Annotated in this window: 22 protein-coding genes; all 22 read right to left on the bottom strand. The window is 65.2% G+C overall.

Features of this window, described 5'->3' with window-relative positions; translation table 11 throughout:
• Nucleotides 1-8 precede the first annotated feature (8 nt).
• Entirely contained in the window at nt 9-980 is a 972-nt protein-coding gene (locus B447_RS13920; RefSeq protein WP_002941346.1) for an aliphatic sulfonate ABC transporter substrate-binding protein, read from the bottom strand.
• A gap of 185 nt (nt 981-1,165) precedes the next feature.
• Nucleotides 1,166-1,921 carry an ABC transporter ATP-binding protein gene (locus B447_RS13915; protein ID WP_002941345.1) on the bottom strand — a complete coding sequence of 252 codons (756 nt, stop codon included), beginning with the start codon at nt 1,919-1,921 and terminating at the stop codon, nt 1,166-1,168.
• Nucleotides 1,922-1,935: 14 nt separating this feature from the next.
• Nucleotides 1,936-3,369 carry an LLM class flavin-dependent oxidoreductase gene (locus B447_RS13910; protein ID WP_002941343.1) on the bottom strand — a complete coding sequence of 478 codons (1,434 nt, stop codon included), beginning with the start codon at nt 3,367-3,369 and terminating at the stop codon, nt 1,936-1,938.
• Between the two features lie 34 nt (nt 3,370-3,403).
• Nucleotides 3,404-4,675: an SfnB family sulfur acquisition oxidoreductase gene (locus B447_RS13905; protein ID WP_002941341.1), complete on the bottom strand. Its 1,272-nt coding sequence runs from the start codon at nt 4,673-4,675 to the stop codon at nt 3,404-3,406.
• Between the two features lie 53 nt (nt 4,676-4,728).
• On the bottom strand, nt 4,729-5,970 hold the full coding sequence (locus B447_RS13900) for an acyl-CoA dehydrogenase family protein (protein WP_002941339.1): 1,242 nt from the start codon (nt 5,968-5,970) through the stop codon (nt 4,729-4,731).
• 298 nt (nt 5,971-6,268) lie between these two features.
• Complete coding sequence (locus tag B447_RS13895) at nt 6,269-7,585, bottom strand: ABC transporter substrate-binding protein (RefSeq protein ID WP_002941338.1); 1,317 nt, start codon at nt 7,583-7,585, stop codon at nt 6,269-6,271.
• Between the two features lie 79 nt (nt 7,586-7,664).
• Complete coding sequence (locus B447_RS13890) at nt 7,665-8,732, bottom strand: branched-chain amino acid ABC transporter permease (RefSeq protein ID WP_002941337.1); 1,068 nt, start codon at nt 8,730-8,732, stop codon at nt 7,665-7,667.
• A 14-nt stretch (nt 8,733-8,746) separates the two neighbouring features.
• On the bottom strand, nt 8,747-9,628 hold the full coding sequence (locus B447_RS13885) for a branched-chain amino acid ABC transporter permease (RefSeq protein ID WP_002941336.1): 882 nt from the start codon (nt 9,626-9,628) through the stop codon (nt 8,747-8,749).
• A 42-nt stretch (nt 9,629-9,670) separates the two neighbouring features.
• Nucleotides 9,671-10,465 (bottom strand): ABC transporter ATP-binding protein, encoded by a 795-nt coding sequence (locus B447_RS13880; protein WP_002941335.1) that lies wholly within the window; start codon nt 10,463-10,465, stop codon nt 9,671-9,673.
• Nucleotides 10,465-11,901, bottom strand: a complete 1,437-nt coding sequence (locus tag B447_RS13875) for an AMP-binding protein (RefSeq protein WP_198291808.1) — start codon at nt 11,899-11,901, stop codon at nt 10,465-10,467. Before B447_RS13875 ends, B447_RS13880 begins: the two co-directional genes overlap by 1 nt.
• A gap of 114 nt (nt 11,902-12,015) precedes the next feature.
• On the bottom strand, nt 12,016-12,192 hold the full coding sequence (locus B447_RS22215; protein ID WP_002941331.1) for a hypothetical protein: 177 nt from the start codon (nt 12,190-12,192) through the stop codon (nt 12,016-12,018).
• 83 nt (nt 12,193-12,275) lie between these two features.
• Nucleotides 12,276-13,481: an acyl-CoA dehydrogenase family protein gene (locus tag B447_RS13865; protein ID WP_002941327.1), complete on the bottom strand. Its 1,206-nt coding sequence runs from the start codon at nt 13,479-13,481 to the stop codon at nt 12,276-12,278.
• Nucleotides 13,482-13,534: 53 nt separating this feature from the next.
• Nucleotides 13,535-14,635, bottom strand: a complete 1,101-nt coding sequence (locus tag B447_RS13860; protein WP_002941323.1) for a sigma-54 interaction domain-containing protein — start codon at nt 14,633-14,635, stop codon at nt 13,535-13,537.
• 59 nt (nt 14,636-14,694) lie between these two features.
• Nucleotides 14,695-15,321, bottom strand: coding sequence for a thioredoxin family protein (locus B447_RS13855; RefSeq protein ID WP_002941322.1), 627 nt, complete (start codon nt 15,319-15,321; stop codon nt 14,695-14,697).
• A 10-nt stretch (nt 15,322-15,331) separates the two neighbouring features.
• Complete coding sequence (locus tag B447_RS13850) at nt 15,332-16,165, bottom strand: ABC transporter permease (RefSeq protein WP_002941316.1); 834 nt, start codon at nt 16,163-16,165, stop codon at nt 15,332-15,334.
• Between the two features lie 87 nt (nt 16,166-16,252).
• Nucleotides 16,253-17,047: an ABC transporter ATP-binding protein gene (locus B447_RS13845; protein ID WP_002941315.1), complete on the bottom strand. Its 795-nt coding sequence runs from the start codon at nt 17,045-17,047 to the stop codon at nt 16,253-16,255.
• Nucleotides 17,044-18,069, bottom strand: a complete 1,026-nt coding sequence (locus tag B447_RS13840; protein ID WP_037982849.1) for an ABC transporter substrate-binding protein — start codon at nt 18,067-18,069, stop codon at nt 17,044-17,046. The genes B447_RS13845 and B447_RS13840 overlap by 4 nt, the downstream gene beginning before the upstream one ends.
• A gap of 211 nt (nt 18,070-18,280) precedes the next feature.
• Nucleotides 18,281-19,561: an O-acetylhomoserine aminocarboxypropyltransferase/cysteine synthase family protein gene (locus tag B447_RS13835; RefSeq protein WP_002941310.1), complete on the bottom strand. Its 1,281-nt coding sequence runs from the start codon at nt 19,559-19,561 to the stop codon at nt 18,281-18,283.
• Between the two features lie 23 nt (nt 19,562-19,584).
• Nucleotides 19,585-20,043, bottom strand: coding sequence for a CoA-binding protein (locus B447_RS13830; RefSeq protein WP_002941308.1), 459 nt, complete (start codon nt 20,041-20,043; stop codon nt 19,585-19,587).
• A gap of 45 nt (nt 20,044-20,088) precedes the next feature.
• Nucleotides 20,089-20,913: a CoA-transferase subunit beta gene (locus B447_RS13825; protein WP_002941304.1), complete on the bottom strand. Its 825-nt coding sequence runs from the start codon at nt 20,911-20,913 to the stop codon at nt 20,089-20,091.
• Nucleotides 20,910-21,902 (bottom strand): CoA transferase subunit A, encoded by a 993-nt coding sequence (locus tag B447_RS13820; protein WP_002941300.1) that lies wholly within the window; start codon nt 21,900-21,902, stop codon nt 20,910-20,912. Before B447_RS13820 ends, B447_RS13825 begins: the two co-directional genes overlap by 4 nt.
• A gap of 246 nt (nt 21,903-22,148) precedes the next feature.
• Nucleotides 22,149-23,805 (bottom strand): family 2A encapsulin nanocompartment cargo protein cysteine desulfurase (locus B447_RS13815; protein ID WP_002941293.1); only part of this gene is annotated, 1,657 nt, incomplete at its 5' end.

Genomic DNA, 23,805 nt, shown 5'->3' with positions numbered 1-23,805 from the left:
CGGCGCGCTCACTTCACGACCGCGCGGGCGTGCGTGGGCTCGACCAAGGCGTCGATCACGGCCGCCACATCCGTGCCCTTGCGCACCAGGTCTTCCTCGACCAGGATCGGTGCCGCGGCCTTCAGCGCCTCGATGTGCTGGGCGCCGGGCACCGGGGTGCTGAAGTCGTTGCGTGACAACTGCAGCTTGGCCACTTCGAGCGGCAGCTTCGCCTCTTCGGAGATCAACTGCGCCGTCTCGTCCGGGTTGGCGATGATCCATTGGCGGGCCTTCTCGTAGGCGCCAATGACGCGCTGCACATACTCCGGATGCTGGGTCGCGAAGCGCTCGGTGGTGTTGAGGAAGCCATAGGTGTTGAAGGCGACGTTGCGATACAGCAGGCGCGATCCGGCCTGCACCTCGCTGCCCGCCATCAGCGGATCGAGCCCGGACCAAGCGTCGACGCGCCCCTGCTCCAGCGCCGTGCGGCCATCGGCGTGCTGCAGCGCGAGGATCTCGACGTCGGTCTTCGACAGCCCCTCCTGCTGCAGGCTGCGCAGCAGGAACAGGAAGGGGTCGGTGCCCTTGGTCGCAGCCACTTTCTTCCCCTTGAGGTCCTTCACCGACTGGATCGGCGAGTCCTTGGGCACGACCAGCGCGGTCCATTCGGGGCGCGAATACACATACACGCTCTTGATCGGGTTGCCGTTGGCCTTCGATAGCACGGCGGCCAGCCCGGCGGTGGAGCCAAAATCGACGCTGCCGCTGTTGAGGAACTCGAGCGCGCGGTTGCTACCCTGGCTCAGCACCCACTTTACCGGCACGCCGTCGGCCTTCAGGTCTTCCTCCAGCCAGCCGAACTTCTTCAGCACCAGGCTGGGCGGGGAGTAGTAGGCATAGTCGAGGCGGACCTCGGCGGGTTTGTCGGCAGCGTGGGTGATGCCGGTGGCGAGCAGCACGCTGGCTGCGGCGAGGGTGAGGCGTTTGAGGGTCGTGTACATGGGCGTTTCCAGGAGGCATTGAAAGGAGAAAGTCTTACAGCAGCAATCGTGCCTGGTCATAATTGTCCTGTTCCGTCATAGGCTTGTGGGTCTTCTTGGGCGTCTGCCTGCTGCAATCGAAACAGATGCGAGTCGAGGCTGCTGAGCGCGCAGCAGCGCCCCGCGAGTCTGGAAGAGCGCAAGTGTCACGCCGGAACACGCACGCCGAGGTACAGATCGTGTATGTCATTGCGCGCCGCGAGTTCAGTTGCGGAGCCGTCCAGCGCCACCCTCCCAGACTCCAGCACGTAGGCCTTGTGGGCATGGCGCAGCGCGACGTTGGTGTTCTGCTCGGCGAGCAGGAGGCTGACACCTTCGCGCCGATTGAGGTCGGCAAGGATCTCGAAGATCTCATCAACGATCAGCGGCGCGAGACCCATGGATGGCTCGTCAAGCAGCACGAGGCTGGGGCTGGCCATCAACGCGCGGCCGATGGCGACCATCTGCTGCTCACCGCCCGAGGTGTAGCCTGCCTGCGAGTGCCGTCTCTCCTTCAGTCTTGGAAAGTAGCTATAGACGCGCTCGAGCTCGACTTTGAGCGCTGATCTGCCGATGCCGCGAGCCAGGGCCCCGGTGAGCAGGTTCTCCTCAACGGTCAGGTGCGGGAAACAGTGTCGGCCCTCCAGCACCTGGACGAGGCCGTCGCGTACAAGCACGTCCGGCGAACTGCGGGTTACGTCCGTGCCCCGATAGCGCACGTGCCCCGCGACGATCTCCCCGCGCTGGGCCCTGACCAGGGCTGATATTGCCTTCAGGGTCGTGCTCTTGCCGGCACCGTTGGCGCCAAGAAGTGCAACGATCTGCCCTTGGCTAACGCAAAGCGACACGCCGTGTACCGCGAGAATCACCTTGTCGTACACGACCTCGATGTTCTCTACCTGCAGAAGGGGAAGCTCACTCATGGCTCACTCCCGGGTCAGGCAATCGCGTCTTCGAAGCTCGGGTCATCGACATCCGCCGATTTTCGCCGCGCCTCATTCGCCTTTACGCGCTCGATATCGCGGTAGTGCGCCGCCGGGTGGGTGTCGGGCAAGTACGGGCCGTCGCCGAACAGCTTCTCACGCAGTGTGCCGGCCTTGTAGGCGGACGGATACACGCCGCGGCGCTGCAACTCGGGGACCAGGTAGCCGACGACATCCGCGAAGGTTTCGTGCGCGACCGCGTAGGCCAGATTGAAACCGTCGACGTCGGTCTCTTCGACCCACTGCTGCAGGATGTCGGCCACGGTCGACGGTGAACCGACAAAGATCGGCCCCAATCCGCCGATGCCGCCCCAGCGCGCCAGCTCGTCGATGCGCCAGGACTTCTCACCGTGGGCGAGGTGCTCGACCACTGAGACGATGGCGTTGGTCTCGACCTTGCGCACCAGGTCGGTCGGGGCGTACTGGCCGAAGTCGATGCCGCTCCAGCCAGACATGAACACGAGTGCGCCGTCGTAGGACGAGTGGCGCTGGTACTCCTCGAACTTCGCCTGGGCCTTGGCGTCGGTCTCGTCGACGATCACGGTCACGAGGTTGTAGACGAGTAGCTTGCGTGGATCGCGTCCGGCAGCGGCGGCTTGCCGGCGCACGTCGGCGACGTATTCCTTGAGCACCGACTTCAGTGGCGAGGCGACGAAAACACATTCTGCATGGCCGGCGGCAAAGGCCTTGCCCGCGCCCGAGGCGCCGGCCTGGTACAGCACTGGCGTGCGTTGTGGCGATGGTTCGCACAGGTGGTAGCCGGGCACGTCGAAGTATTTGCCCTTGTGGCCGATCTCGTGGACCTTCTCTGGGTGGGTGAAGATGCCGCGCTCGCGATCGCGCACCACTGCACCGTCCTCCCAGCTGCCTTCGAACAGCTTGTAGAGCACTTCCACATACTCGTTGGCGACTTCGTAGCGGTTGTCGTGCCGTCGCAGTCCGCCTTGGCCGATGTTCTTTGCGCCGCTCTCCAGGTACGAGGTGACGATGTTCCAGCCTACCCGGCCCTTGGTGTGATGGTCGGCGGTCGACAGCCTTCGGGCGAAGGTGTACGGGTGCTCGAACGAGGTCGATGCGGTGATGCCGATGCCCAGATGCTCAGTCACCATTGCGATTGGCGCGGCGAGCTGCAGCGGATCGTTCACGGGGATCTGCGCCGCCTGTTGCAGTGCGTGATAGTTGCTGCCCTTATAGACGTCGTAGTAGCCGATGACGTCGGCGATGAAGATGCCGTCGAAAATGCCCCGCTCGAGGATCTTGGCGAGGTCGGTCCAGTACTCGAGGTCCTTGTACTGCCACGATCGGTCGCGCGGATGCGTCCACAGCCCGGGGGACTGGTGACCCACGCAGTTCATCTCGAAGGCATTGAGATGGATGGTCTTGCTCATTGAGTCTCCTTGATGCGCGTGAGTGGCCAGGCGCTCAGTTCCAGGGGTGGCGGGGCGGATTCACGCCGTTCAGATGGAAGTTGCCAATGTGGAAGTATTTCCAGCGCACGGGGTCGTGCAGCGTGTGGGTGCGGGCATTGCGCCAGTGGCGGTCGAGGTTGTGCTCGCTCAGCGTCGATCGCGTGCCCGCCAGTTCGAAGAGCTTGTTGGTCGCCGCGATCGCGACCTCCGTCGTCAGCACCTTCGATTCGCTGGTGACGAGCGTGGCCTGGGTCACCGCCTCTTCGCTCGGTGTCGCCAGCGCGACATCGATCGCCTTGCCCGCACGCTCAAGCAGGGCCTCGGCGGCATGCAGCCGGATCACCAGTTCGCCGACCGCGCTGACGGTGAAGGGGTCTTCGCCCGCCGACTCCTTGCCGCTGTCGATCCACGGCCGGCTTCGGGTGCGAACGAAGGCGACGGTCTCGGCGATGGCTGCTGCCGCGATGCCGGCGTCGATCGCCGACTGGATGATCTGCGAGATCGCCCCGGCCGCGGTCGGCCGGTCGAAGGCGGCGACCGGCACCAGACGGCTGGCCGGAACGCGCACGTTCTCGATGCGGATGGAACCGGAGGCCGTGGTGCGCTGGCCGAAGGCCGACCAGTCGTTGATCACGGTGAGTCCCGGTGAGTCGCGATCGGCGAAGGCGAGATAGCCCTTGCCTTCGTCATCGACGGCGACGATCGGGACGATGTGCGCGAGCAAGGCGCCGGTCGTGTAGAACTTTTGTCCGCTGACCACCACGCTGTCGCCGTCGCGGCGCAACTTGGTCTCGAATGAGGCGACGTTCTTGCTGCCCTTTTCGGAGAAAGCGTTGCCGAAGCGGATCCCCTGCAGCACGAGGCCGAACAGATCCCTCTTCTGCTCCTCGGACGCATCGAGGTCGATGTGCGCGACCAGGGCCAGATGGTTCTGCGTGATCTGGGCGATGCTCGAGTCCGCCTCGGCAAGGATGCGGATGACCTCGGCCAGCGTCGCGTAGGAGACACCGGCCCCGCCGTACGCCCTGGGCACGGTGATGCCCCACAGGCCGCTCTGCGAATAGGCGTCGATCTCGGCTATCGGCAGGTAGCCTTCCTGATCTCGCAGCGAGGCCTCGACGGCAAACTCGGCAGCCAGGCGCCGGGCGACCTCGATCGCCTGCGCGTCGTCACGGATCACATGGGCCGGGCGGGAAGGGCGCGGAAGGGCGGGAAACGGTGCGGCAGTATTGACGCGCGGGCGGGCCGCAGCGCGGTTTTCGGTGCTGGCTTGGACAGTGCTCACGGGAGGCTCCTTTCTGGGAATCACGAATTGGGTGTATGGGAATGGGGCCTGGATTACTTGCTGGCCGCCGGACTGCCGCCGATCTGCCACACATAGGGCGGCTCGGTGCCGTTGATCGACCAGTCGCCGACGATGCGGGCCTTGTAGACGAGCGGGTTGTGGGTCGCGACGGTGCGCGCATTGCGCCAATGGCGGTCGAGGGCAAGGCGCGCGCTGGCCGACGAGGCGCCCAGTGCGTTGAAAAGGTCGGCGGTCGCGCGCAAGACGAGATCGGCGATCACCAGCTGCCCCTGCGCCGATTCGATCTCCGCGGCGATGTTGGCGGCCTTCTCTGCGGCCTCATCGCCGCCGAAGCGGGCGACATAGGCACGCTGTGCGGGTTCGGCCGCACGTGCGGCAACCGCGGCTGCGGCATAGGCCTGTGCCGAAATCTGCCCCACCACCTGCTGGATCTGAGGATCGAGGCGGGCGAGCGGCGCATTGCCGGTGCTGAAGATGCGCTTTCGTTCGGCCACATGGCGCGCGACGTCGCGTTCAGCCGCACGCGCGATGCCGGCGAGCGTTGCAAGGTGCACGAGCTGGTAGAACGCCGTCTGGTACTTGAAGCGGGTGGAGAAATCGAAGACATCGTCGGCCTCGACCACCGCATCGGCGAAGATCGTGGTGCCGCTGCCGGTGGTGCGCTGGCCGAAGCCGTCCCAGTCGTCGAACTGCGTCACCCCCGGCTGTGCGGTGCGTACGGCGGCGATGACATCGGCTTCGGTATCTGCACGGCGCGCATACACGTCGATCCAGTCGGCGAAGATGCTGCCGGTGCTGTAGTACTTGCGTCCGTTCAACACCCATCGTCCGTCCTTCGGCGACACGATCGTGATGACATCGCCGATCTTCACGTCACCGACTTCCGTCCAGGCGTTGCCGAAGGTCTCGCCCGCGACGAAGCGCTTGAACCAGAGATCGCGCTGCGCACCGGGCTGTGAATTCAAGCGATCTTCGACGAAGGCGAAGTGACCGCGAAGGGCCTGCGGCAGATTGGAGTCGGCTGCCGCCAGTTCGGTGAGCAACTCGACCAGTTGAGGCAGAGAGGCACCTGCGCCGCCATGCTCGACCGGTACGCGGACCGCGCCGAATCCAGACTGCTTGAGCCAGGCGATCTGTTCATGGGGCAGGGTGCGCGTGCTCTCGCGCTCGATCGCGCCCTCGGCAATACGCTCGAAGATCGGGCGAAAGCGGCCAGCAAGCGCTTCATAGTCAGCCCCGGTCGAGAGGCTGGAAAACTCGTCACGATGCGTCATGGGGTTACTCCGAGATGAAGGAAATTGACTCGGAGTCCTTAGTGCACCTTCCGTGCCAGTATGAATTATGTATATAAAACAGTTGCTTATATGAATCGATCGGAGCCTCCGATGTTGCGCTGTAACCAAGCGCCGGACAGATTGATGCGTTGGCAACAGGGGCTGACCCAATCGATGGCGTGTCATCCCGCAAAATGCAACAGGCCGTCCTGAAGACGGCCTGTCCCGAACGTCAATCCGTTGGGGGCTGCTGTTGGTCCGGCGCTGGGCGGACCTGTGCAGGCAAGGGTTCTGCGTGTCAGCTTTCCTTCGAGCAGTCGCGCGGCGTGATGCCCTTTTCCTGCGCGTACTTCAGCGCTGAGGCCTCGATGATCGGCCGCAGGAACGCGCGGTCGGCCTGGATCCAGTCGCTGACGAGCTTCCATTGCTGGCCGTCCCACTGCTGGAAGCGCACCGCGCCACCGCCTTCGTGGTCCGCGCACGACAATTGCAGCGGCTGTACCAGTCCGAGAGCGCCGAGCTCCTCCAGACGCTTGTCATCAAGGCGCAGGTTCTCGAAGCCCCAGCGTACCTGTTCGCCAGTCAGCGGCTGGTTGCCGTACCTGGACTGGGCGATACGCACTGCCTCGACGTTTAGGATGCCGTTGACGACCCCGAGGTTGTAATAGACGGTGCCAAAGCGCTTCGGGTCGGCCAGGTTGCCCTTGCCCGCATCGACGACATCCTTCTTGATGCCCTGTAGGACCGGGAAGTCGGTGCCCGAGGGATGAGTGGTGATCGACACGAAACCTTTGGCCGCGGCGCCGGCCGGGGCCGCGTCCTCTTCTGAATTGCTCCAGATGTTGCCGATGATGCGATCGGTGGGATAGCCGACCTTCTGCGCGGTCTTTAGTGCCACCGGGTTCATCACGCCCCAGCCGCGCAGGATCACGTAGTCGGGCTGAATTCTGCGGATGTTCAGCCATTGCGACTGTTGTTCGTTCCCGGGATGGGGTACTTCAATCAGGGAGAGCGCGAAATCGTACTTGTCGGCCAGCTTCTGCAGGACCTCGTTGGTCTCCTTACCGTAGGGCGAGCCGTGATACAGCGTGACGATCTTCCTGCCGCTCAGCTTGTCGAGGCCTCCGACCTGCTGACCGATGTAGTTGATGATGGCTGAAACTTCGGAGTACGGATTCAACTGCAAGGGAAAGGCATACGGGAACACGCTGCCGTCGGTCGAGTCGGTGCGACCGTGGTTGATGGTGATCAGTGGCAGCTTGTCTGCATGCGAGCGGTCGAGCGTGGCGTAAGCGATACCGACCGAAAGTGGGTTGGTCGCTGCAGCGGGAGCACCGTTCAGCCCTTTCTTAAGGCGTTCATAGCATTCAACGCCCTTCTCGACCACGTACTCGGTCTCGCACTCGCTCCAGGTGAGCTTCACGCCATTGACGCCGCCGTTGGCGTTCACATGCTGCAGGTAATCGATGAAGCCGCCGAAGAAGCCAGTGCCGCCCGCTGCGTAGGGGCCGATGCGGTAACTTTGCAGCGGGAAGTACTGCTCGCCTCCGGCGTATGCGCCCGTGCCGAGGGTGCCGAGCACGAGGGCGGCGAGAAGAGACTTGCGATAGGACATGAAAGGGCTCCTTGTTGACTGTATGGGGCGTCTCGATCGAGACCGTTCAGGGAAAAACGGGTGTGCGGGCGTGTGGGTGTCAGTAGCGCAAGGGCCAGCGCCGCGCGCGGAGACGGAACTGTTGCCACAGGCGGGCGAGTCCATCCGGTTCGCGAATCAGGAAGGCGATGATCAGGGCGCCGAAGATCATCTTCTGGATGTTCTCGAGTTGCCCGGCATCGATCAGCCCGACCGGCAGTAGGCCGGCCAGGTTGGACAGCAGCAGCGGGAAGAGCACGATGAAGGCCGCGCCGAGGAAGTTGCCGGCGATGCTGCCCATGCCGCCGATGATGATGATGAAGAGCACCTGGAACGAGCGTGCGAGGTCGAAGCCGTGCGGTTCGACGGTACCCAGGTAGGTGAAGGCCCACAGGGAACCGGCCACACCGAGGAAGAAGCCGCTGATCGCGAATGCCAGCAACTTCGCCTTTGGAAGTGAGATGCCGGTAACCGCGGCGGCAGTGTCCATGTCGCGTACCGCCATCCAGTTGCGCCCCAGTTCGCTGCGCACGATGTTGTTCGCGAGCCAGGCCAGTGCGATCACGATCGTCAGTGTCAGCAGGTAACGCCCAGTGGGCGAACTGAGGTCATGGCCAGCGATCATCAGCGGTGGCGCGGAGATGACGCCCGATGAGTTGAAGTTGGAGAACCAGCCGAACTTGACCAGCGCCCAAGGAATCAGGAACTGTGCAGCCAGGGTGGACACGATGAGATAGAAGCCCTTGATGCGCAGGCTTGGCAGGCCGAACACAATGGACAGCAGCGCGGCGACTACCCCCCCTAGCCCGAAGCTGACGAGCAGCGGCAGGCCTTCTATGCGCAGGTTGAAGTTGTAGGCGGCAAACGCACCTGCGGCCATGAATGCAGCCGAGCCCAGCGAGAGCTGGCCGGCATAGCCGGTGAGCAGGTTGAGGCCGAGTCCCGCCAGGGAAAGCACCAGAAACGGGATCAGGATCGCGCTGAACCAGTAGTCATTGCCGATCAGGGGCACGATCACGAGCGCGATGGCCAGCAGACTGGCAAGCGCGATGCGGTCCTGGCGCAGGCGGAACACGCGGCGGTCCGCCCTGAAGGTCTTGCTGAACTGGCCGGCTTCGGTGGTAAGCATGGGGCGGTCTCCGCTCAGACACGCTCGATCGTGCGCTCGCCGAACAGGCCGGCGGGGCGGACGAGCAGGAACAGGGTTGCCAGGACGTAGGGGAACCAGTTTTCGATGCCGCCATCGACCAGTGGACCCAAGTAGATCTCGGCCAGCTTCTCCGAGGCGCCCACGATCAGCCCGCCGGCGATGGCGCCGCCCACCGATGAGAAGCCACCGATGATCAGCACGGGCAAAGCCTTGAGCACAATCAGCGACAACGAGAACTGAACACCTACGCGTGCGCCCCATAGCAGGCCGGTGATCAGTGCGACCAGCCCGGCCACCGCCCAGACTGCGGTCCACACGTGGGGAAGTCGTATGCCGACTGACTGAGCGGCCAATGTATCGTCGGCCACTGCGCGCAGCGACAGGCCGATGCGAGTCTTGTTGAACAGCAATGACAGGACGAGAACGAGCGCAGCCGCGGTGCCCGCTGCGAAAAGGTCGAACTGGGACACGAACAACCCGCCCACTTCGAGCGGCACGTCGTCGATACCGAGCTCGAGGCTGTGTACCTGCGCGCCCCACAAGGCCTGTGCGCCGCCCTCGATGATGTAGGCCAGGCCCAGCGTCGCCATGAACAGCGTGATGGGGGCCCGATTGGCGAGCGGTCGCAGCACCCACCGTTCCACGCAGAGTGCCAGCAGCAGCATCGTCGCCAGCGTGATGGTGAAGGCGAGCGAGAAGGGCACGCCGCGCTCGACGAGGCTGACGAAGGTCAGGGCGGCGAACAGCACCATCGCCCCCTGGGCGAAGTTGAATACGCCCGAGGCCTTGTAGATCAGCACGAATCCGATCGCCACCAAGGAGTACATCACTCCCGACAGCAGGCCGCCGATCAGCACTTCGAGAAAGAATTCCATGTGTAATCCAGGGGTCATTCAATGTGGATGAGGGCGGCAGGATCAGTGCCGGGTGCCGAGGTAGGCGGCGATCACTTCGGGGTTACGCCGGACGTCGTCGGGTGGTCCGTCGGCGATCTTGCGGCCATAGTCGAGCACTACTACGTGGTCTGAGATGCCCATTACGACGCTGATGTCATGCTCGATGAGGATGATCGTGGTGCCATACTCGCGGTTGATGTCGACGATGAACTGGCTCATCTCCCGCTTCTCGGCGGCGTTCATGCCCGCCATCGGCTCGTCGAGCAGCAGCAAGGTGGGTTCGGCAGCCAGCGCGCGTCCAAGCTCCACGCGCTTCTGCAGGCCGTAGGGCAGCTTGCTGACGAGCGTTTGCCGCCAAGGCTGGATGTGCAGAAAGTCGATCACCTTTTCTGCATGCCTGCGCTGAATGTCGTCCTCCCGCGACGCACGACCGACGCGCAGGGCCTGCTCGATCCACGTGCTGCGGCGCTTGAGATTGCGGCCGGTCAGGACGTTGTCGAGCACCGTCATACCCTTGAACAGTGCAATGTTCTGGAACGTACGGGCAATGCCGCGCTCGGCGGAATGGTGGGGCCGCATGTGGCGGCGGATCTCGCCGTCGAAGCGGACGGTCCCCTGCTGGGCGCGGTACACGCCATTGATGACATTCAGCAACGAGCTCTTGCCAGCGCCGTTCGGACCGATCAGGGCGCAGATTTCTCCACGCGCGACGGCAAAGCTGATCTCGGTGATCGCCTTGACGCCGCCGAACGACAGCGAGATGTTGTCGAGCTCAAGCAGGGCAGCGCTCGAGCTGCGGGTGGGCAGAGCAGCCATCATGCCGGCTCCCAGTTCCCACTGCGAGCGGCGGCTTGGGTGGATGACGGGTACACGATCCAGGCCTTGGTCGGCGTGCTCAGGTGGGATGGGTGTCGCTGCCAGCGAGCGGGTTCGGGCAGTGTTCGCACGACGATGCCGAGCGTTGCGAAGAAGCGTTGTGACGCCTCGGGCAGGGCCTCGCCCACGATCAGTGGCACACGCGTCCGCGTGAAGCCGATGACGTCGCGCAACGGACGGCGCACCAGCCAATGACCTAGCGTTCGGCGCAACGCTCCACCGTCGGGGGCGAGCGCCCAGTCGACCATCCGCCGCAGTGCGCTGCCAGGTCTTGGCAGGCGTTCATTCACCCAATGCTCCAAGCGCTGGTAGGTCGCACGCGTGCCCAGGACCAGCGTGGGGCCGATCTCGCGGCGATCGTTGTCACGCGTGCCCAGATTCTCGGGATAGTTCAGGCGAAAGCCGGCAAGGAGCCAGGGCGCCACGAGATACCTCGCCTGCCCGCTGGCTGCGAACGCACGGGCGGCGAATGCTTCCTCATTCGCTGTCAGTGACTCCTGCAGCAGCAGGGCCTGTGCATTGCGCAGCAACTCGTCATGGGGCAGGGGCAGGACATGGATCTCGCCATCGTCATCGCGGCGATACAGCGCGAAAGCCGCCTGGTTGGCGATTGTGCGACGCGATACCTGGCCTGCTGAGCCGGGGTCGATCAGTTCGCCATAGGCGCGCGGCGCGACCCGTGTGCCGGATCGCGCCTCAGCCGTCTCGCCAAGCGCCCGCAGGCCGCGGCCGTCGGCATAGACCAGCAGGGCAGGGGCCAGGCCGGCGGCGAGCACACGGCCAATTTCATCGCGTCCTTCCGCAAACACATAGTCGGGTGCGAGGGCGCTCAGCAGGTCATGTTGGCCGGCGGAACCAACACTCGGTTCGATCAAGGCAGCGCAGCCGCCGAGATGTTGCGCGGCGATCGAGATCAGCAAGGCCTCCGGCCGCGGTGCACTGATGATGACCAAGCGGGCGCCTACGCCAAAGCCATGCCGCTGCAGCCCTCCCGCAAGTGCGTGCACCTCCTGCCCAAGCTCTGCCCAGGTCCGTTCGTGCCATATGCCGTCGCGTTTGTGGCGCAAAGCGACCTTGTCGCTCCGGCGCTCGGCCTGCTGCTCCAGCCAGGCCGGCAGTGTTCGAGGTGAGTCAGAAGTTGGATCGTACATGGCAGTCAGGGTGGTCTGGAGAGGGGTGTCAATGGATCTAAAGCATGATTGGTGCCAGTTATTAATTGCATATAAATCATATGATTGGAGTAGTTGTTTGGCAGCTGGCTGCTGCTGACACAGCAGGCGTGGCAGCATGTGCTTGCTAGCCAGCAGGTTGACCTCACTGCTGGATGCAGTGGGAGCCAGGAGCTCTGCATGGGGTAAAAATACGGAGGGCCGCATCGCGGCCCCCGGGGTGTATCAGATGTGTTTGCTCAGCTTCAGGGCCAGCTGGTCCCCGTCAAACTGGATCACCGTCACCATCACCACCAGCGGCACGATCGCGGTCCACACGCCTTAGCTGGTGCCGACGATCAGGCGCGTGATGGGAATCATCGCCACCATCAGGATCAGGAACGGAATCGAGCGGATGACGTTGACCACGCTGGCCAAAACGTTATTGGCCCAGCGTGCTTCGAAAATGCCGTCGCGCGAGGTGGCAACCAGGATCAGCGCCAGCGGGATACCGAGCAACAGGGTGATGACGGACTGTCGGTGCGGGTCTAATACTAAGCAGCGGTGCGCGGGACCTTCAGGGGCATAGTGGGGCTGGGCGCTCAGGAATAGAAGGAGGGCTTTGGATAGCGGCCGTTGAGCGCCCAGTCGCCCAGCTCTCGCACCTTGTAATCTACCGGATCGTGAAGGGTGTGCACGCGCAGGTTGCGCCAGAAGCGGTCGAGGCGCAGCGCGGCGGTGGTTGAGCGGGCGCCGGTGACCTCGAAGATGCGGCTGGTGAGGTCGAGCCCGCCGCGGGTGGCGGCGACCTTGGCGGTAGCGACGGCGAGCGCGACCTCGCCACGGCCGGCCTCCGTCAGCGCCAGCTCTGCGTTCCATGCGGCGTCGAACACGGTGGCCGCATGGTCGGCGAGCTTGCGGGTCGATTCGAGAGCGACCCAGAACTCGCCGTAATGGGCGAGCACGTAGGGGTCTTCGGTAACGTGGGCTGCCGGCGAGGCCGACCACAGGCGCGCTCCATTGCGGGTGTATTGGCGGGCCTCGGCGAGCGCGCCCTCGGCAATGCCGAGGAAGATGTTCACGAAGATGAGCTGTGCGAGCAGCGGGCGCAGGCAGGCGCGGGGCGAGGACAGCGGGCCGGGATTCGACAGGATCTCGCCCTCAGCCACCGCGACACGCTCGAACAGCGCGCTGCCGCTGTCGGTCTGGCGCTGGCCGATGTTGTCCCAGTCCTCGAACAAGGTGATGCCGGCGCGGTGGGTGGGCAGCGCGGCGATGATGAGCTTGCCGTCGGCGCTGTCCTCGACGGCCGAGGCGAGCAGCATGTCGGAGTCGAGCGCGCCGGAGCAGAAGCTCTTGCGCCCGGAGAACTCGCGCCCGCCCGCCACGCGGATGGCGACGGTGCGTTTGTCGAGCGGGTTGAGCGCATTGCCCCAGAACCAGCTGTGCTTCACGGTGTCTCGCAGCCAGGGCTCCCACTGGTCCAGGCTGCCGAACAGGCGCACCGAAGCCAGTTGCAGGTGGTGGAAGGCGAAGACGTGGGCAACCGAGCTGTCTGCGCGCGCGAGTTGGCGGATGACCGCGAGCGTCTCGGCCCAGCTTGCGCCGAGGCCACCGTAAGTACTGGGGATGCTCAGCTTGAGCAGGCCGCTGGCACGTAGCAGGTCGCGCTCGGCCTTGGGGGTACCCCCAGCCAGATCGCGTGCAGCGGCCGTCTCGGCAAAGCGCTCAGCCAGGAGGCTGGCGATGGCGGCAGGGGATTTGGCCGTGATCGGGTGGTCGAGGGTTTCGGCGTTGGTCAGGCTCATGGGACTCCCTATCTTGATGGGTATCGCAGTGCAAATTGAAGATGGAGGCGCGTTCAGGCGTCGGCCGTGATTAGCGTATCCACCGGGCTGTCGCCGATCAGGCCGAAACGCTTGAGCTGGGTGCGCAGGATGTTGCGTGAGATGCCGAGTTGCTTTGCCGTCCGGACCTGGTTTTCGCGGCAGTACTCGAAGGCCGTGGTAAAGAGCAGCTTCTCGATGCGCTCGTAGACCTCCGGGGTGTCCTCATCCAGCAACTGGCGCAGGCCCGCACGGACGGCGGCGAAGCCGTCTGCAGGGTAGTCGCCCGCACCCAGGGCGCCGGTCGCGCTCGACGAGGCGAAGCCCGGCAGGCGCAGGTCGCCGGGCTGGATCACGTTATCCTGGCAGACGATCAGCGCGAAGTGGACGACGTTTTCCAGTTCGCGGATGTTACCGGGCCAGTGGTATGTCTCGAGTTCGGTGGCCGCTTCCATGCTCAGACGCGGTGTCGGAATGTCGAGACGTTGGCGGTAGTAGTCGATGAAGTACTCGATTAGCGGCAGGATGTCACCCGGGCGCTCGCGCAGCGCGGGTAGTTCCACCGGCGCGACGTTGAGGCGGTAGTAGAGGTCGAGCCTGAAATGCCCAGCCTGCACCGCCTTCTCCAGGTTGACGTTGGTGGCGGCGACCAGGCGCACGTCCACCGGGATCGGCTTGCGCGAACCCAGCCGCACCACCTGGCGCTCCTGCAGCACGCGCAGCAGCTTGACCTGCATCGCCAGCGGCAGGTCGCCGACCTCGTCGAGGAACAGTGTGCCGCCGTTTGCGGCCTCGAACCAGCCGGCGCGCGCCTGCTGGGCGCCGGTGAAGGCGCCGGCCTCGTGGCCGAACAGCTCGGCCTCGACCAGGTTCTCGCTGAAGGCCCCGCAATTGACCGCCACGAAGGGGCCGCTGCGGCCGCTCTGGGCGTGGATGTGGCGCGCCACCAGTTCCTTGCCGGTGCCGGTCTCGCCCATGATCAGCACGTTGGCCTCGGTTGGTGCGATCAGCTCGACCTGGCGCAACAGGCGCAGCGATCTTGCGTCATGGAAGACTAGCGCCTTAGCGCGGATCGAGAGCGCACCTTGCCCGGCGTTGGGCAAGGTCAGCAGTTTTGCAGTGTTCGACTCGGGCATGCTTGTCGTATCTCTCATGCAGGGGGTGAGCGAGGTGCGTTCCTGAGCCGCAGAGCGGCTTATTCCGCTGGCCGCCAGTGGGAGAAGGGCGCTTCCTCGTAGCCCTTGTCGCGCACATAGCGCGCCAGCCTGATCCACTGTGCGGCATCGCCGGCACTGCCCAGTTGGCGCGCGACCGCGAGTCCGTCAAGGTCGTAAAAGACCAGCGTCGGCAGTGCGAAGACGCGCTCGGCACGGGCGAACTCGGTTTGCGGCGTAGGCTGCCTGTCGAAGCCAAGGAGCGGCAGCGGCTGGTCCGCCATCAGGCTGACCGTGACGAAACTGCCTTCGTAGGTTTCGCGCAGGCGGCTGTCCTTGAACGTCGTCGCGCGCAGTTTTGCGCACTCGCCGCAGCCCTCCATCTCGAACAGCACGGCAACGCCCTTGTGCCCGCTCACGCGTGCTTGCTCGAGCGCAGCAGCGAGATCCGCGGTGGGCGGGAAGAAACCGTCCTGGTGCTTGCTGGAGACTGGCGTCGGGTTGCCCGCCTGCAAGGTGCCTGTGATGACACACAGCACCAGCAGCACGACCGTCAGGCTTGCGATCCAGCGCAGAGCTCGCGCCTGTCCCAGTTGCGGGCGCGGTGCATGTGGGCAGGGAACGGTGGGATCAGAGAAGAGCTCGCGTCGCGGCGGCAGTGGCCTCATGGTGCAGGCCTCAGCGCAGCCAGAACAAGGCGCGTTGGCGCAACTTGTCCAGCAGGGTCATGGCAGCCCAGGTCACGACACCGGTGTACAGAATGCCGGCCACCATTCGCGGGTAGTCGGCGAAGTCGGCGTAGTACTGCACGAAGCGTCCCAGCCCGGCATTGGCGCCGAACAGCTCTGCCACCGTGAGCAGGATGAAGGAGAAGCCCAGGCCGACCGCCATGCCGGAGAATATGTGCGGCAGGCTGGCGGGAAAGACGACCTTGAGCAGATATTCGCAATGGGTGAAGCCGAGAACGCGCGCGTTGTCTCGGTGGCGGCTCTCGATCGACAGCGCGCCCGCGGCGGCGTTGTGGAAGATCGGCCAGAAGGCGCCGAGGAACACGACGAAGGTGGCCGACAGGTAGAAGGTGGGAAGGGCGGCGATCGCGTAGGGGATGAAAACGGTGGGCGGAATCGGTGCGGCTGCCTTGGCAAAGGGGAAGAAGGTGCGGCCAATCCAGGGTGTGGTACCGGCCAGCAGGCCGAGGCTGACACCCAGTGCCAGCGCGCCGACATAGCCGGGGAGCAGGATCAGGAAGGAGGAGACGGTGCCGCGGCCCAGCTCCGGCAGAGAGTCCCACAGCGCGTTGAAGACCACGGCCGGAGGGGGCAGGAGCGGGTTGCCGTCGCCGGACAGTGCGCTGCCAGCAAGCTGCCACGCCAGCAGCAGGGCAGCGGCAAATGCCCACGGCTCCCAGGCGATGGCGAGGGTTGGCAACCGCCGAGTGAGGGGGCGGTGGTCATCACTGTTGGTGCTGCCCTCCACGGGGGGCAGTTTCAAGGCCTTTTGTTGGGCACTCATGATCTTGGTCCTGGTATTCGATTTCAGCGGTGCAGTTGATGGGTGGATTGGCACCGGGGCTGCCCGTGGGTTTGCGAACGTCGGGGGTCAGGCGGCGTCCAGATGGGCCAAGGTGTCCGCGTCGAGCGCTTCGGCAATGTCCTCGCGCAGGCGGTGGAAGGCGGCGTCCTTGAACAGCGAGGCGCGCCTGCGCGGGCGATCGAACGGCACGGCATATTCGCGAATGACGCGTCCCGGGTTGGCGCCCATCACCGCGACTCGGTCGGCCAGCAGCAAGGCTTCATCGACGTCGTGGGTGACGAACACCACGGTGCGCCGCGGCGTGCTGCGCTGCCAGACCGCCACCAGCAGGTCCTGCAGTCGCGCACGATTGACGGGATCCAGTGCGCCGAAGGGTTCGTCCATCAGCAGGAAGGGCGACTCCAGTGCCAGCGCGCGGGCGATCGCGGCACGCTGCTGCATGCCCCCGGAGAGCTCGAACGGATACTGCTCAGCGACCTCGCCCAGGCCGACGCGGGCGAGGTGTTCGCGAGCACGCGTGCGCTGATCGCGACGCGACAGCATCGGGTGTGCCTTGGCGATGGCCTCGGCGACGTTGTCGCCCACGGTCATCCACGGGAACAGTGCGTAGTGCTGGAACACCACGGCACGGTCCGGGCCAGGGCCGCTCAGCGGCTTGTCGCCAGCAGCGATCCGACCGCGGGCCGGTTGTTCAAGCCCGGCGATCAGGCGCAGCAGGGTGGACTTCCCCGATCCGCTCGGTCCCAGCAGGGCGAGGAACTCGCCCTCGCCCACGGCCAGGTCGATGCCCTGAAGAATCGCCGTGTCACCGTAGGCGAAGTCCAGACCTTCGATGAGCAGGTTGTGGCGCTGCGCACTCACAGCGTGTTCCGCTTCTCGGAAGCCTGCAGGAGCGCCTGCCAGAACGGCTCGGCCGGATACTCTGCCGCCAGGCTCTTCAGCGCACGCTCATACACATCGAGCGCGAAGATCGGCTCCAGCGGGCGCTGGCCTTCGATGAACTCGGCCTGTACGAGCGTATTCCAGAACTGGCGGGTGCCCACGGCATTCGCATCGGTACCCTGCTCGAGGTGCGGCGAGTAGTAGCCCGCTTCCAGGATGTCACGATCGAGCTTGACGTACTTCTGGATGGCGTCGAGGGTTTCCTTGCGGTTGGCGGAGGCGAACTGCTCGGCGCGCAGGATGGCCCGCAGGAACTTCTCCAGCGTCTCCGGGTTCTTGAGCTTGTCCGACTTCACGACCAGGCGGCAGCAGGGGTGGCCGGGCTGCAGTTCGCTGGAGCGGATCACCACTTGCAGGCCCTGGCGTTCGGCGCGGATGTCATGCGGCCCCCACACCACCCCAGCATCCACCTGGCCCGACTTGACGGCCTCGAGCACGGCGGGTGGGTTCTTCAGCTCGAAGATCTGCACGTCCTTGCGCCAGTCGAGGGCGGCATCGTTTAGCGCACCGCGCAGCACGGCGTCGCCGGTAGCCAAGCGAATGGTGGCGATCTTCTTGCCCTTGAGGTCGCCAATACTGCGCACGCCGGCGGCGTTTTCGGGTTTGACGATGATTGCTGCGTCTTCACCCATGATGCCGCCGATAATCTTGAGGTCGGCGCCGCGGGCGTAGTGCACCAGGGGAGCGGCGGTGCCGAAGGCGCCGATGTCGAGCTTGCTGGAGACCACGGCATGCAAGCCGTCGGCAGAGTTCACGAACTCCTCCAACTCGACCTCCAGGCCTTCCTGCTTGAAGAAGCCCTGCTCCTGGGCCACGAAGAACTTGGCGTGGCCGGTGACCGGCAGATATCCGACGGCGAGCTTTTCTGCGTGTGCTATGCCAGCACTCAGGGAAAGCGTGAGTGCAGCGAGGCCAGTGCGCAGTAGACGGGTTGCTTTCATCATTGATCCTCTGTCCGTGTAGGGAGAGTGCGCTGCACGCTGCAGCGCAACAGAGGGCAATGTTAGGAAGCGACGTGGCCGCCGAGAACCAAGAATAATTCAGTTTGAAAGCAGAAAATCGGCATAGAGGCCGATCCCCGAAAAGAGATCGCCGCCTGCACGATGAGCGTGTCGGCGGCAACCGGGGCGTCTCACAGAGGGGGCTGGGAGCTCAGGTCTTTGACAAAGCCTGGTCAATGTCCCACAGGATGTCGTCCAGCGTCTCCAGGCCAACGGACAGGCGGATCAGGTCGGGTGGCACGCCGGCGGCCACCTGTTGCTCTTCGGAGAGCTGGCGGTGCGTGGTGGAGGCGGGGTGGATGACCAGGGTCTTGGCGTCGCCGATGTTGGCCAGATGGGACAGGAACTCCACCGAGTCGATGAACTTCTGCCCGGCGGCCGCACCCCCCTTGATGCCGAAGCTGAGCACCGCACCGGCACCGCGGGGCAGGTACTTCTGTGCCAGGGCGTGGTAGCGGCTGCTCTCCAGCCCGGGGTAATTGACCCAGGCCACCTTGGGGTGCGACTCGAGGTGGCGGGCCACGGCGAGCGCGTTGCTGCAGTGGCGGTCCATGCGCAGTGGCAAGGTCTCCAGGCCTTGCAGGAGCTGGAAGGCGTTGAACGGCGACAGCACCGGGCCGAAGGTGCGCATGCCCTCCATGCGGCATTTCATGGTGAAGCCGAAATCGCCGAAGGTCTCGAAGAAGCGCACGCCGTGGTAGCCCGGCGAGGGCTCGGTCATGATCGGGAAGCGGCCGTTGTCCCAGGGGAACTTGCCCGACTCGACGATCACCCCGCCCATCGTCGTGCCGTGGCCACCGATGAACTTGGTCGCCGAATGCACGCTGATGGCCGCACCCCACTCGAAGGGGCGGCACAGGTAGGGGCTGGCGAAGGTGTTGTCGATGAACAGCGGCAGGCCGGCGGCATTGGCGATCTGCGCCACGGCCTCCAGGTCGAGCACGTTGAGTGAGGGGTTGCCCAGCGTCTCGGCGTAGATCGCCCTGGTCTTCGGCGTGATGGCGCGGGCGAAGTTCTCCGGCGTGTCGGGGTCGACGAACACCGTGTCGATGCCCAGCTTGCGGAAATTGACGTCGAGCTGGGTGTGGGTGCCGCCGTACAGCGTGCGCGCAGCGACGATCTCGTCGCCGGCCTCGCAGATGTTGAGCAGCGCGATCATCTGCGCCGCCATGCCGCTGCCGGTGGCTACCGCAGCGCGGCCGCCTTCGAGCGCGGCCATGCGCTCTTCGAACACCGCCACAGTGGGGTTGGAGATGCGCGAGTAGACATTGCCGAAGGTCTGCAGGTTGAACAGGCTGGCCGCCTCCTCGGGGCTGTCGAAGACGTAGGAGGTGGTCTGGTAGATGGGCACGGCGCGGCTGCCCGTGGCCGCGTCGGGGATCTGGCCTGCGTGCAGGCACAGGGTATCGAAGCCGAAGTTGCGGTCCGCCATGGTCGGGGTCCTGGAGGGTGATTTCAGTGCGGGCGGCGCGAGGAGATGACCTTGGTGTTGACGCCGAACCAGCCCAGACCGCCGAACAGGCGGGCGTATTCGATCTTCACGCAGCGGTCCATCACCACGGTGAGGCCTGCGGCCTCGGCCTTCTGCTTCGCTTCCTCGTTGATGACGCCGATCTGCAGCCACAGCGATTTCGCGCCGATGGCGATCGCCTGCTCGGCAATCGGCAGCGCGTCGGCGGACTTGCGGAACACATCCACCATGTCTACCGGCTCGGGGATCGAGGCCAGGTCGGGATAGCACTTTTCGCCGAGGATCTCGGCGTACTTCGGGTTGACCGGGATGATCCGGTAGCCGTGTTCCTGCATGTACTTGGCGGCGAAGTAGGACGGCCGGAACCAGTCGGCCGACAGTCCCACCACGGCGATGGTCCTGGTTTCACGGAGGACTCGTCGCAGGGTCTGGATATCGCTCATGTTCGTCGCCTCGGGTTAGCGGTTCATCGGACGCGCAGCGGCGCTTCAGCGCTTGCGCAACATGCCGGTCTGGTCCACGCGGCGCAGTGCGGCGAGCTCCTCGGCGCTGGGCTCGGGCACTGTCCGGGCATTGGGCGAGACCTTCAGGTCCCAGCCGGTACTGGAGCGAATCTCCTCAACGCTGGAAAACGGGTACCAGGCGTCGAGGACGAATTCCTTCGTGACCGGATCCGGGCGCATGATACCGAGTGTGGTGACGATTGCCGACGGTCCGCCGCCGATGAAGTCGTGACGCTCGCGGGCATCGCCCCCGTCCAGGTAGCCCGGTGAGCTGATGTAGCTGACCTTTTCGGCGAATCGTTTGGCTTCGTGGGTCACCATGATGATGACCCGGCCCGCACCGCAGGCGATGTCGTTGGCGCCGCCCGCACCGGTGAGGCGAGTCTTGGGTGGGCGGTAACGGTCGCCGATGATGCCGTCGCCATCCCAGATGCCGGTGGTATTGACGTTGCCGAACTTGTCAACCTGGGCGGCGCCGATGATGCCGACGTCGCAGCGCCCCGAGCCCACCAGGAAGCCGAGGGCATCCAGGGCGTTGGTGAAGCTGGTTGCGTTGGAAGAGATCCGGTTGCACTCGATGCCCCAGGGCAGGCCGCCGACCGGCGTGGCGCCGTAGACTCCCCCTTCGGTCATTGTGCGTATATTGGGGGCGTGGCAGGCCTGGGCGAAGTAGCCGGCCAGCATGGACAGGCCCACGCCGAAGATCGCCAGCTCGCGGTCACGCAGCTCGCGTCCGGTGGCGATCGCCATCATCTCCTGGCGGGTGTAGGGCAGCTCATCGCTGCCCGGTGGGTGGATGGCTGTCGTCATCGCTCATCTCCGGCAGACAGAGCGATCACTTCTTGCGGTGTCTTGATCCATTGGCGGAAGGGGTCGAGCAGGAAGGCCGTCCCGGTGCGGGACAGCCGTTCGATGGTGTCGTGGCCGATCATGGCAAGGTAGCTGTCGAGGTCGTCGTAACCTGCGACGTAGTGGCGGATGTACTCGTCTGTGCCGGCCGGCGTGGCCAGCGCCTTGTTCATCGCGTTCATGTGTGTCTCGTCAATATCGTAGAAGCCGGGCGAGGACTGGGGCCAGGCTGCGAAGGGCCAATAGACCACCGCCTCGACGATGACGTCCGGAATCCGCACCAGGTTGGGAAACTGACGCATGCAGGCGGTATCGACGATGGCGTCGGCGATCAGCACCACCTTCCTGGCAGCCCGGGACAGTTCGAAGCGGCTCCACTCGGTGCCCAGCATGATGGCGTTGCCCTGTGGGTCGGCCAGCGAGACGTGGATTGCAGCCACGTCCGGCTTGAGCGGTCGCAGGGCCCCGACCTCACGCCCGCTGAAGGGATCGACCACGGTCGGAATCTTGTCCCGAGCGGGATGCTCGTCGGGAGCGAAGGCGCTGCGCCACTGGATGTCCGAGCCGATGTTGACCGTCGTCGGCGCAAAGGGCCAGTTCATCGCGCCGGCGAGCAGCCGCAGGTTGAAAGAGAGGTTCGAATAGTCTTCGAGCGCGAGCTGTCCGGTCTCAACGGCACGGCGCAAGCCGTTGGCAAAGCCGAACACTTCCAGCCCGGAGAAGCCGCATTCCGCCTTGCTTACCACGCCGGCAGCGGCCAGCAGGTTGAGTTGCTGCGTGTTGCAGTGGAACTGGGCGTGCAGGTCGCAGCGTCCGCGACGCACGAGCTCGCGGCCGAATATGATGGCGTCCGATCCCACGGGAAGGGCTGCGCCACTGGCGTACTGCATGCCATCCCAGCTGTAGCGCTCGACGGCGTCGATGAGGGAGATCAACTTGTTGCGTGACATTGTATGGGCAGGACCATTGAGGTGTGGGTTTCAAGCGTTGGGCGAGGAGGCCGGCCCTTTAGGAAGGCGGTTGTTGCGGTCGAACGGATGAATCCGGTTTTCGATTGCCGAGGCGGCGACACGGTGTTCCGGGCACTCACTATTCCCCCCAGGTATGGATTGCCGAGGATCAGCCTGTGTGCTCTCACGCAATAAAGCCGCCGTACCCGATGGGTGCGGCGGGTTTCGAGTCTTGGACGCAGGGCTTCAGCGGTTGATGTGTGCCCGTGCCAGCCGCCGCAGAACGGCTACCAGCGTGTCGACCTCTTCGCAGGTGTTGTAGAACGCCAGCGAGGGCCGCACCGTGGCCTCGACGCCGAAGCGGCGCAGGATGGGCTGGGCGCAGTGGTGGCCGGAGCGCACCGCGATGCCTTCTTCGTTGAGTGCCTTGCCCACCTCCTCCGTGGTGTAGCCGTTCAGCACGAAGGACAGCACGCTGGCCTTGTCCTGCGCCGTGCCGATCAGCTTCAGTCCGGGAACTGTCAGCAGTCCGCGCGTCGCGTATACAAGCAGGTCGTGCTCGTAGCGCGCGATGTTCTCCATGCCGATGCGTTCGACGTAGTCGATCGCCGCGCCGAGGCCGACCGCGTCGGCGATGTTGCCGGTGCCGGCCTCGAAGCGGGTCGGGGGGCCGTGATAGATCGTCTTCTCGAAGGTGACGTCGGCGATCATGTTGCCGCCGCCTTGCCAGGGCGGCATGTCCTCCAGCACTTCGCGCTTGCCATAGACCGCGCCGATGCCGGTCGGGGCGAACACCTTGTGCCCCGAGAACACGAAGAAGTCGGCATCGATGTCCTGCACGTTCACCCGCATGTGCGACACCGACTGCGCACCATCGACCAACGCCTTCGCGCCGGCACGATGCGCCATCGCGACGATCTCCTTCACCGGCACGACCGTGCCCAGCGCGTTCGACACCTGGGTCACCGCGACGATGCGGGTGCGGGCGTTGAGCAGCTTGCCGTACTCGTCGAGCAGCACCTGGCCCGAGTCATCCACCGGGATCACCCGCAGCTTCGCGCCCTTGGCCGCGGCGAGCTGCTGCCAGGGCACGATGTTGGCGTGATGTTCGAGGTGGGAGACGATGATCTCGTCGCCGTCGCCGACGTTCTGCCAGCCCCAGGTCTTGGCCACCAGGTTGATGCCTTCGGTGGCGCCGCGCACGAAGATGATCTCCTCCGGCGAGGAGGCGCCGAGAAAGCGCGCCACCTTGTCGCGTGCGCCCTCGTAGGCGTCGGTCGCGCGCGCCGCCAGCTCATGCGCGGCGCGGTGGATGTTGGAGTTCTCGTGCTCGTAGAAGTACGCCAGGCGGTCGATGACGGCGCGCGGCTTGTGCGTGGTCGCGGCGTTGTCGAACCAGATCAGCGGCTTGCCGTTGACGCGCTCCTGCAGGATGGGGAAGTCGCGCCGCACCGCATGGACATCGAAGGGCGGATGCGCGCCCTGTGCCACGGTCGGCACCGCGTGCGCCGCCACCGGATCGAGGAAGTAGAACGCGGGTGCCGAGGGCGAGGCTGGCGTCGCCGTGCGCTCGCCCGAGTCGAGTCCGGCAAGCAGCTCGCGCAAGGCCCCGTCGCCCGGCAAGCCGAAGGACCGTGCGGTGACGCGGTCTTCCGGCGCTGCGGCGGTGGCCTCCTGGGCGGACGCGCGTGCGGACGGAGGGGTGCTCGCCTCGCCAAGGAAGTAGTAAGGCGACGGCCCGGCGAGGGGCGCACCGCCAGACTGCGGCCCGTCCTGCGGCGTCACCTGTGGCAGCGCGGCCGCATAGGCCTCGGGCACGCCGTAGGCCGGGTTGGCGGCACGGCCAGCGGCGGGCGCGCGATCGACGATCGCCTCGGGCGCGCCGCTCGGCGTCCCGGCGGCC

The organism is Thauera sp. 27 (assembly GCF_000310125.2).
GTDB lineage: Bacteria > Pseudomonadota > Gammaproteobacteria > Burkholderiales > Rhodocyclaceae > Thauera > Thauera mechernichensis.
This window is presented reverse-complemented; position numbering and strand designations above follow the sequence as displayed.

Bases quoted from the DNA above. Each gene is read 5' to 3' on its own strand.
- B447_RS13920 (WP_002941346.1), bottom strand. From the start codon at position 980: ATGTACACGACCCTCAAACGCCTCACCCTCGCCGCAGCCAGCGTGCTG.
- B447_RS13915 (WP_002941345.1), bottom strand. From the start codon at position 1,921: ATGAGTGAGCTTCCCCTTCTGCAGGTAGAGAACATCGAGGTCGTGTAC.
- B447_RS13910 (WP_002941343.1), bottom strand. From the start codon at position 3,369: ATGAGCAAGACCATCCATCTCAATGCCTTCGAGATGAACTGCGTGGGT.
- B447_RS13900 (WP_002941339.1), bottom strand. From the start codon at position 5,970: ATGACGCATCGTGACGAGTTTTCCAGCCTCTCGACCGGGGCTGACTAT.
- B447_RS13895 (WP_002941338.1), bottom strand. From the start codon at position 7,585: ATGTCCTATCGCAAGTCTCTTCTCGCCGCCCTCGTGCTCGGCACCCTC.
- B447_RS13890 (WP_002941337.1), bottom strand. From the start codon at position 8,732: ATGCTTACCACCGAAGCCGGCCAGTTCAGCAAGACCTTCAGGGCGGAC.
- B447_RS13885 (WP_002941336.1), bottom strand. From the start codon at position 9,628: ATGGAATTCTTTCTCGAAGTGCTGATCGGCGGCCTGCTGTCGGGAGTG.
- B447_RS13880 (WP_002941335.1), bottom strand. From the start codon at position 10,465: ATGGCTGCTCTGCCCACCCGCAGCTCGAGCGCTGCCCTGCTTGAGCTC.
- B447_RS13875 (WP_198291808.1), bottom strand. From the start codon at position 11,901: ATGCGGCCCTCCGTATTTTTACCCCATGCAGAGCTCCTGGCTCCCACT.
- B447_RS13865 (WP_002941327.1), bottom strand. From the start codon at position 13,481: ATGAGCCTGACCAACGCCGAAACCCTCGACCACCCGATCACGGCCAAA.
- B447_RS13860 (WP_002941323.1), bottom strand. From the start codon at position 14,635: ATGCCCGAGTCGAACACTGCAAAACTGCTGACCTTGCCCAACGCCGGG.
- B447_RS13855 (WP_002941322.1), bottom strand. From the start codon at position 15,321: ATGAGGCCACTGCCGCCGCGACGCGAGCTCTTCTCTGATCCCACCGTT.
- B447_RS13850 (WP_002941316.1), bottom strand. From the start codon at position 16,165: ATGAGTGCCCAACAAAAGGCCTTGAAACTGCCCCCCGTGGAGGGCAGC.
- B447_RS13840 (WP_037982849.1), bottom strand. From the start codon at position 18,069: ATGAAAGCAACCCGTCTACTGCGCACTGGCCTCGCTGCACTCACGCTT.
- B447_RS13835 (WP_002941310.1), bottom strand. From the start codon at position 19,561: ATGGCGGACCGCAACTTCGGCTTCGATACCCTGTGCCTGCACGCAGGC.
- B447_RS13830 (WP_002941308.1), bottom strand. From the start codon at position 20,043: ATGAGCGATATCCAGACCCTGCGACGAGTCCTCCGTGAAACCAGGACC.
- B447_RS13825 (WP_002941304.1), bottom strand. From the start codon at position 20,913: ATGACGACAGCCATCCACCCACCGGGCAGCGATGAGCTGCCCTACACC.
- B447_RS13820 (WP_002941300.1), bottom strand. From the start codon at position 21,902: ATGTCACGCAACAAGTTGATCTCCCTCATCGACGCCGTCGAGCGCTAC.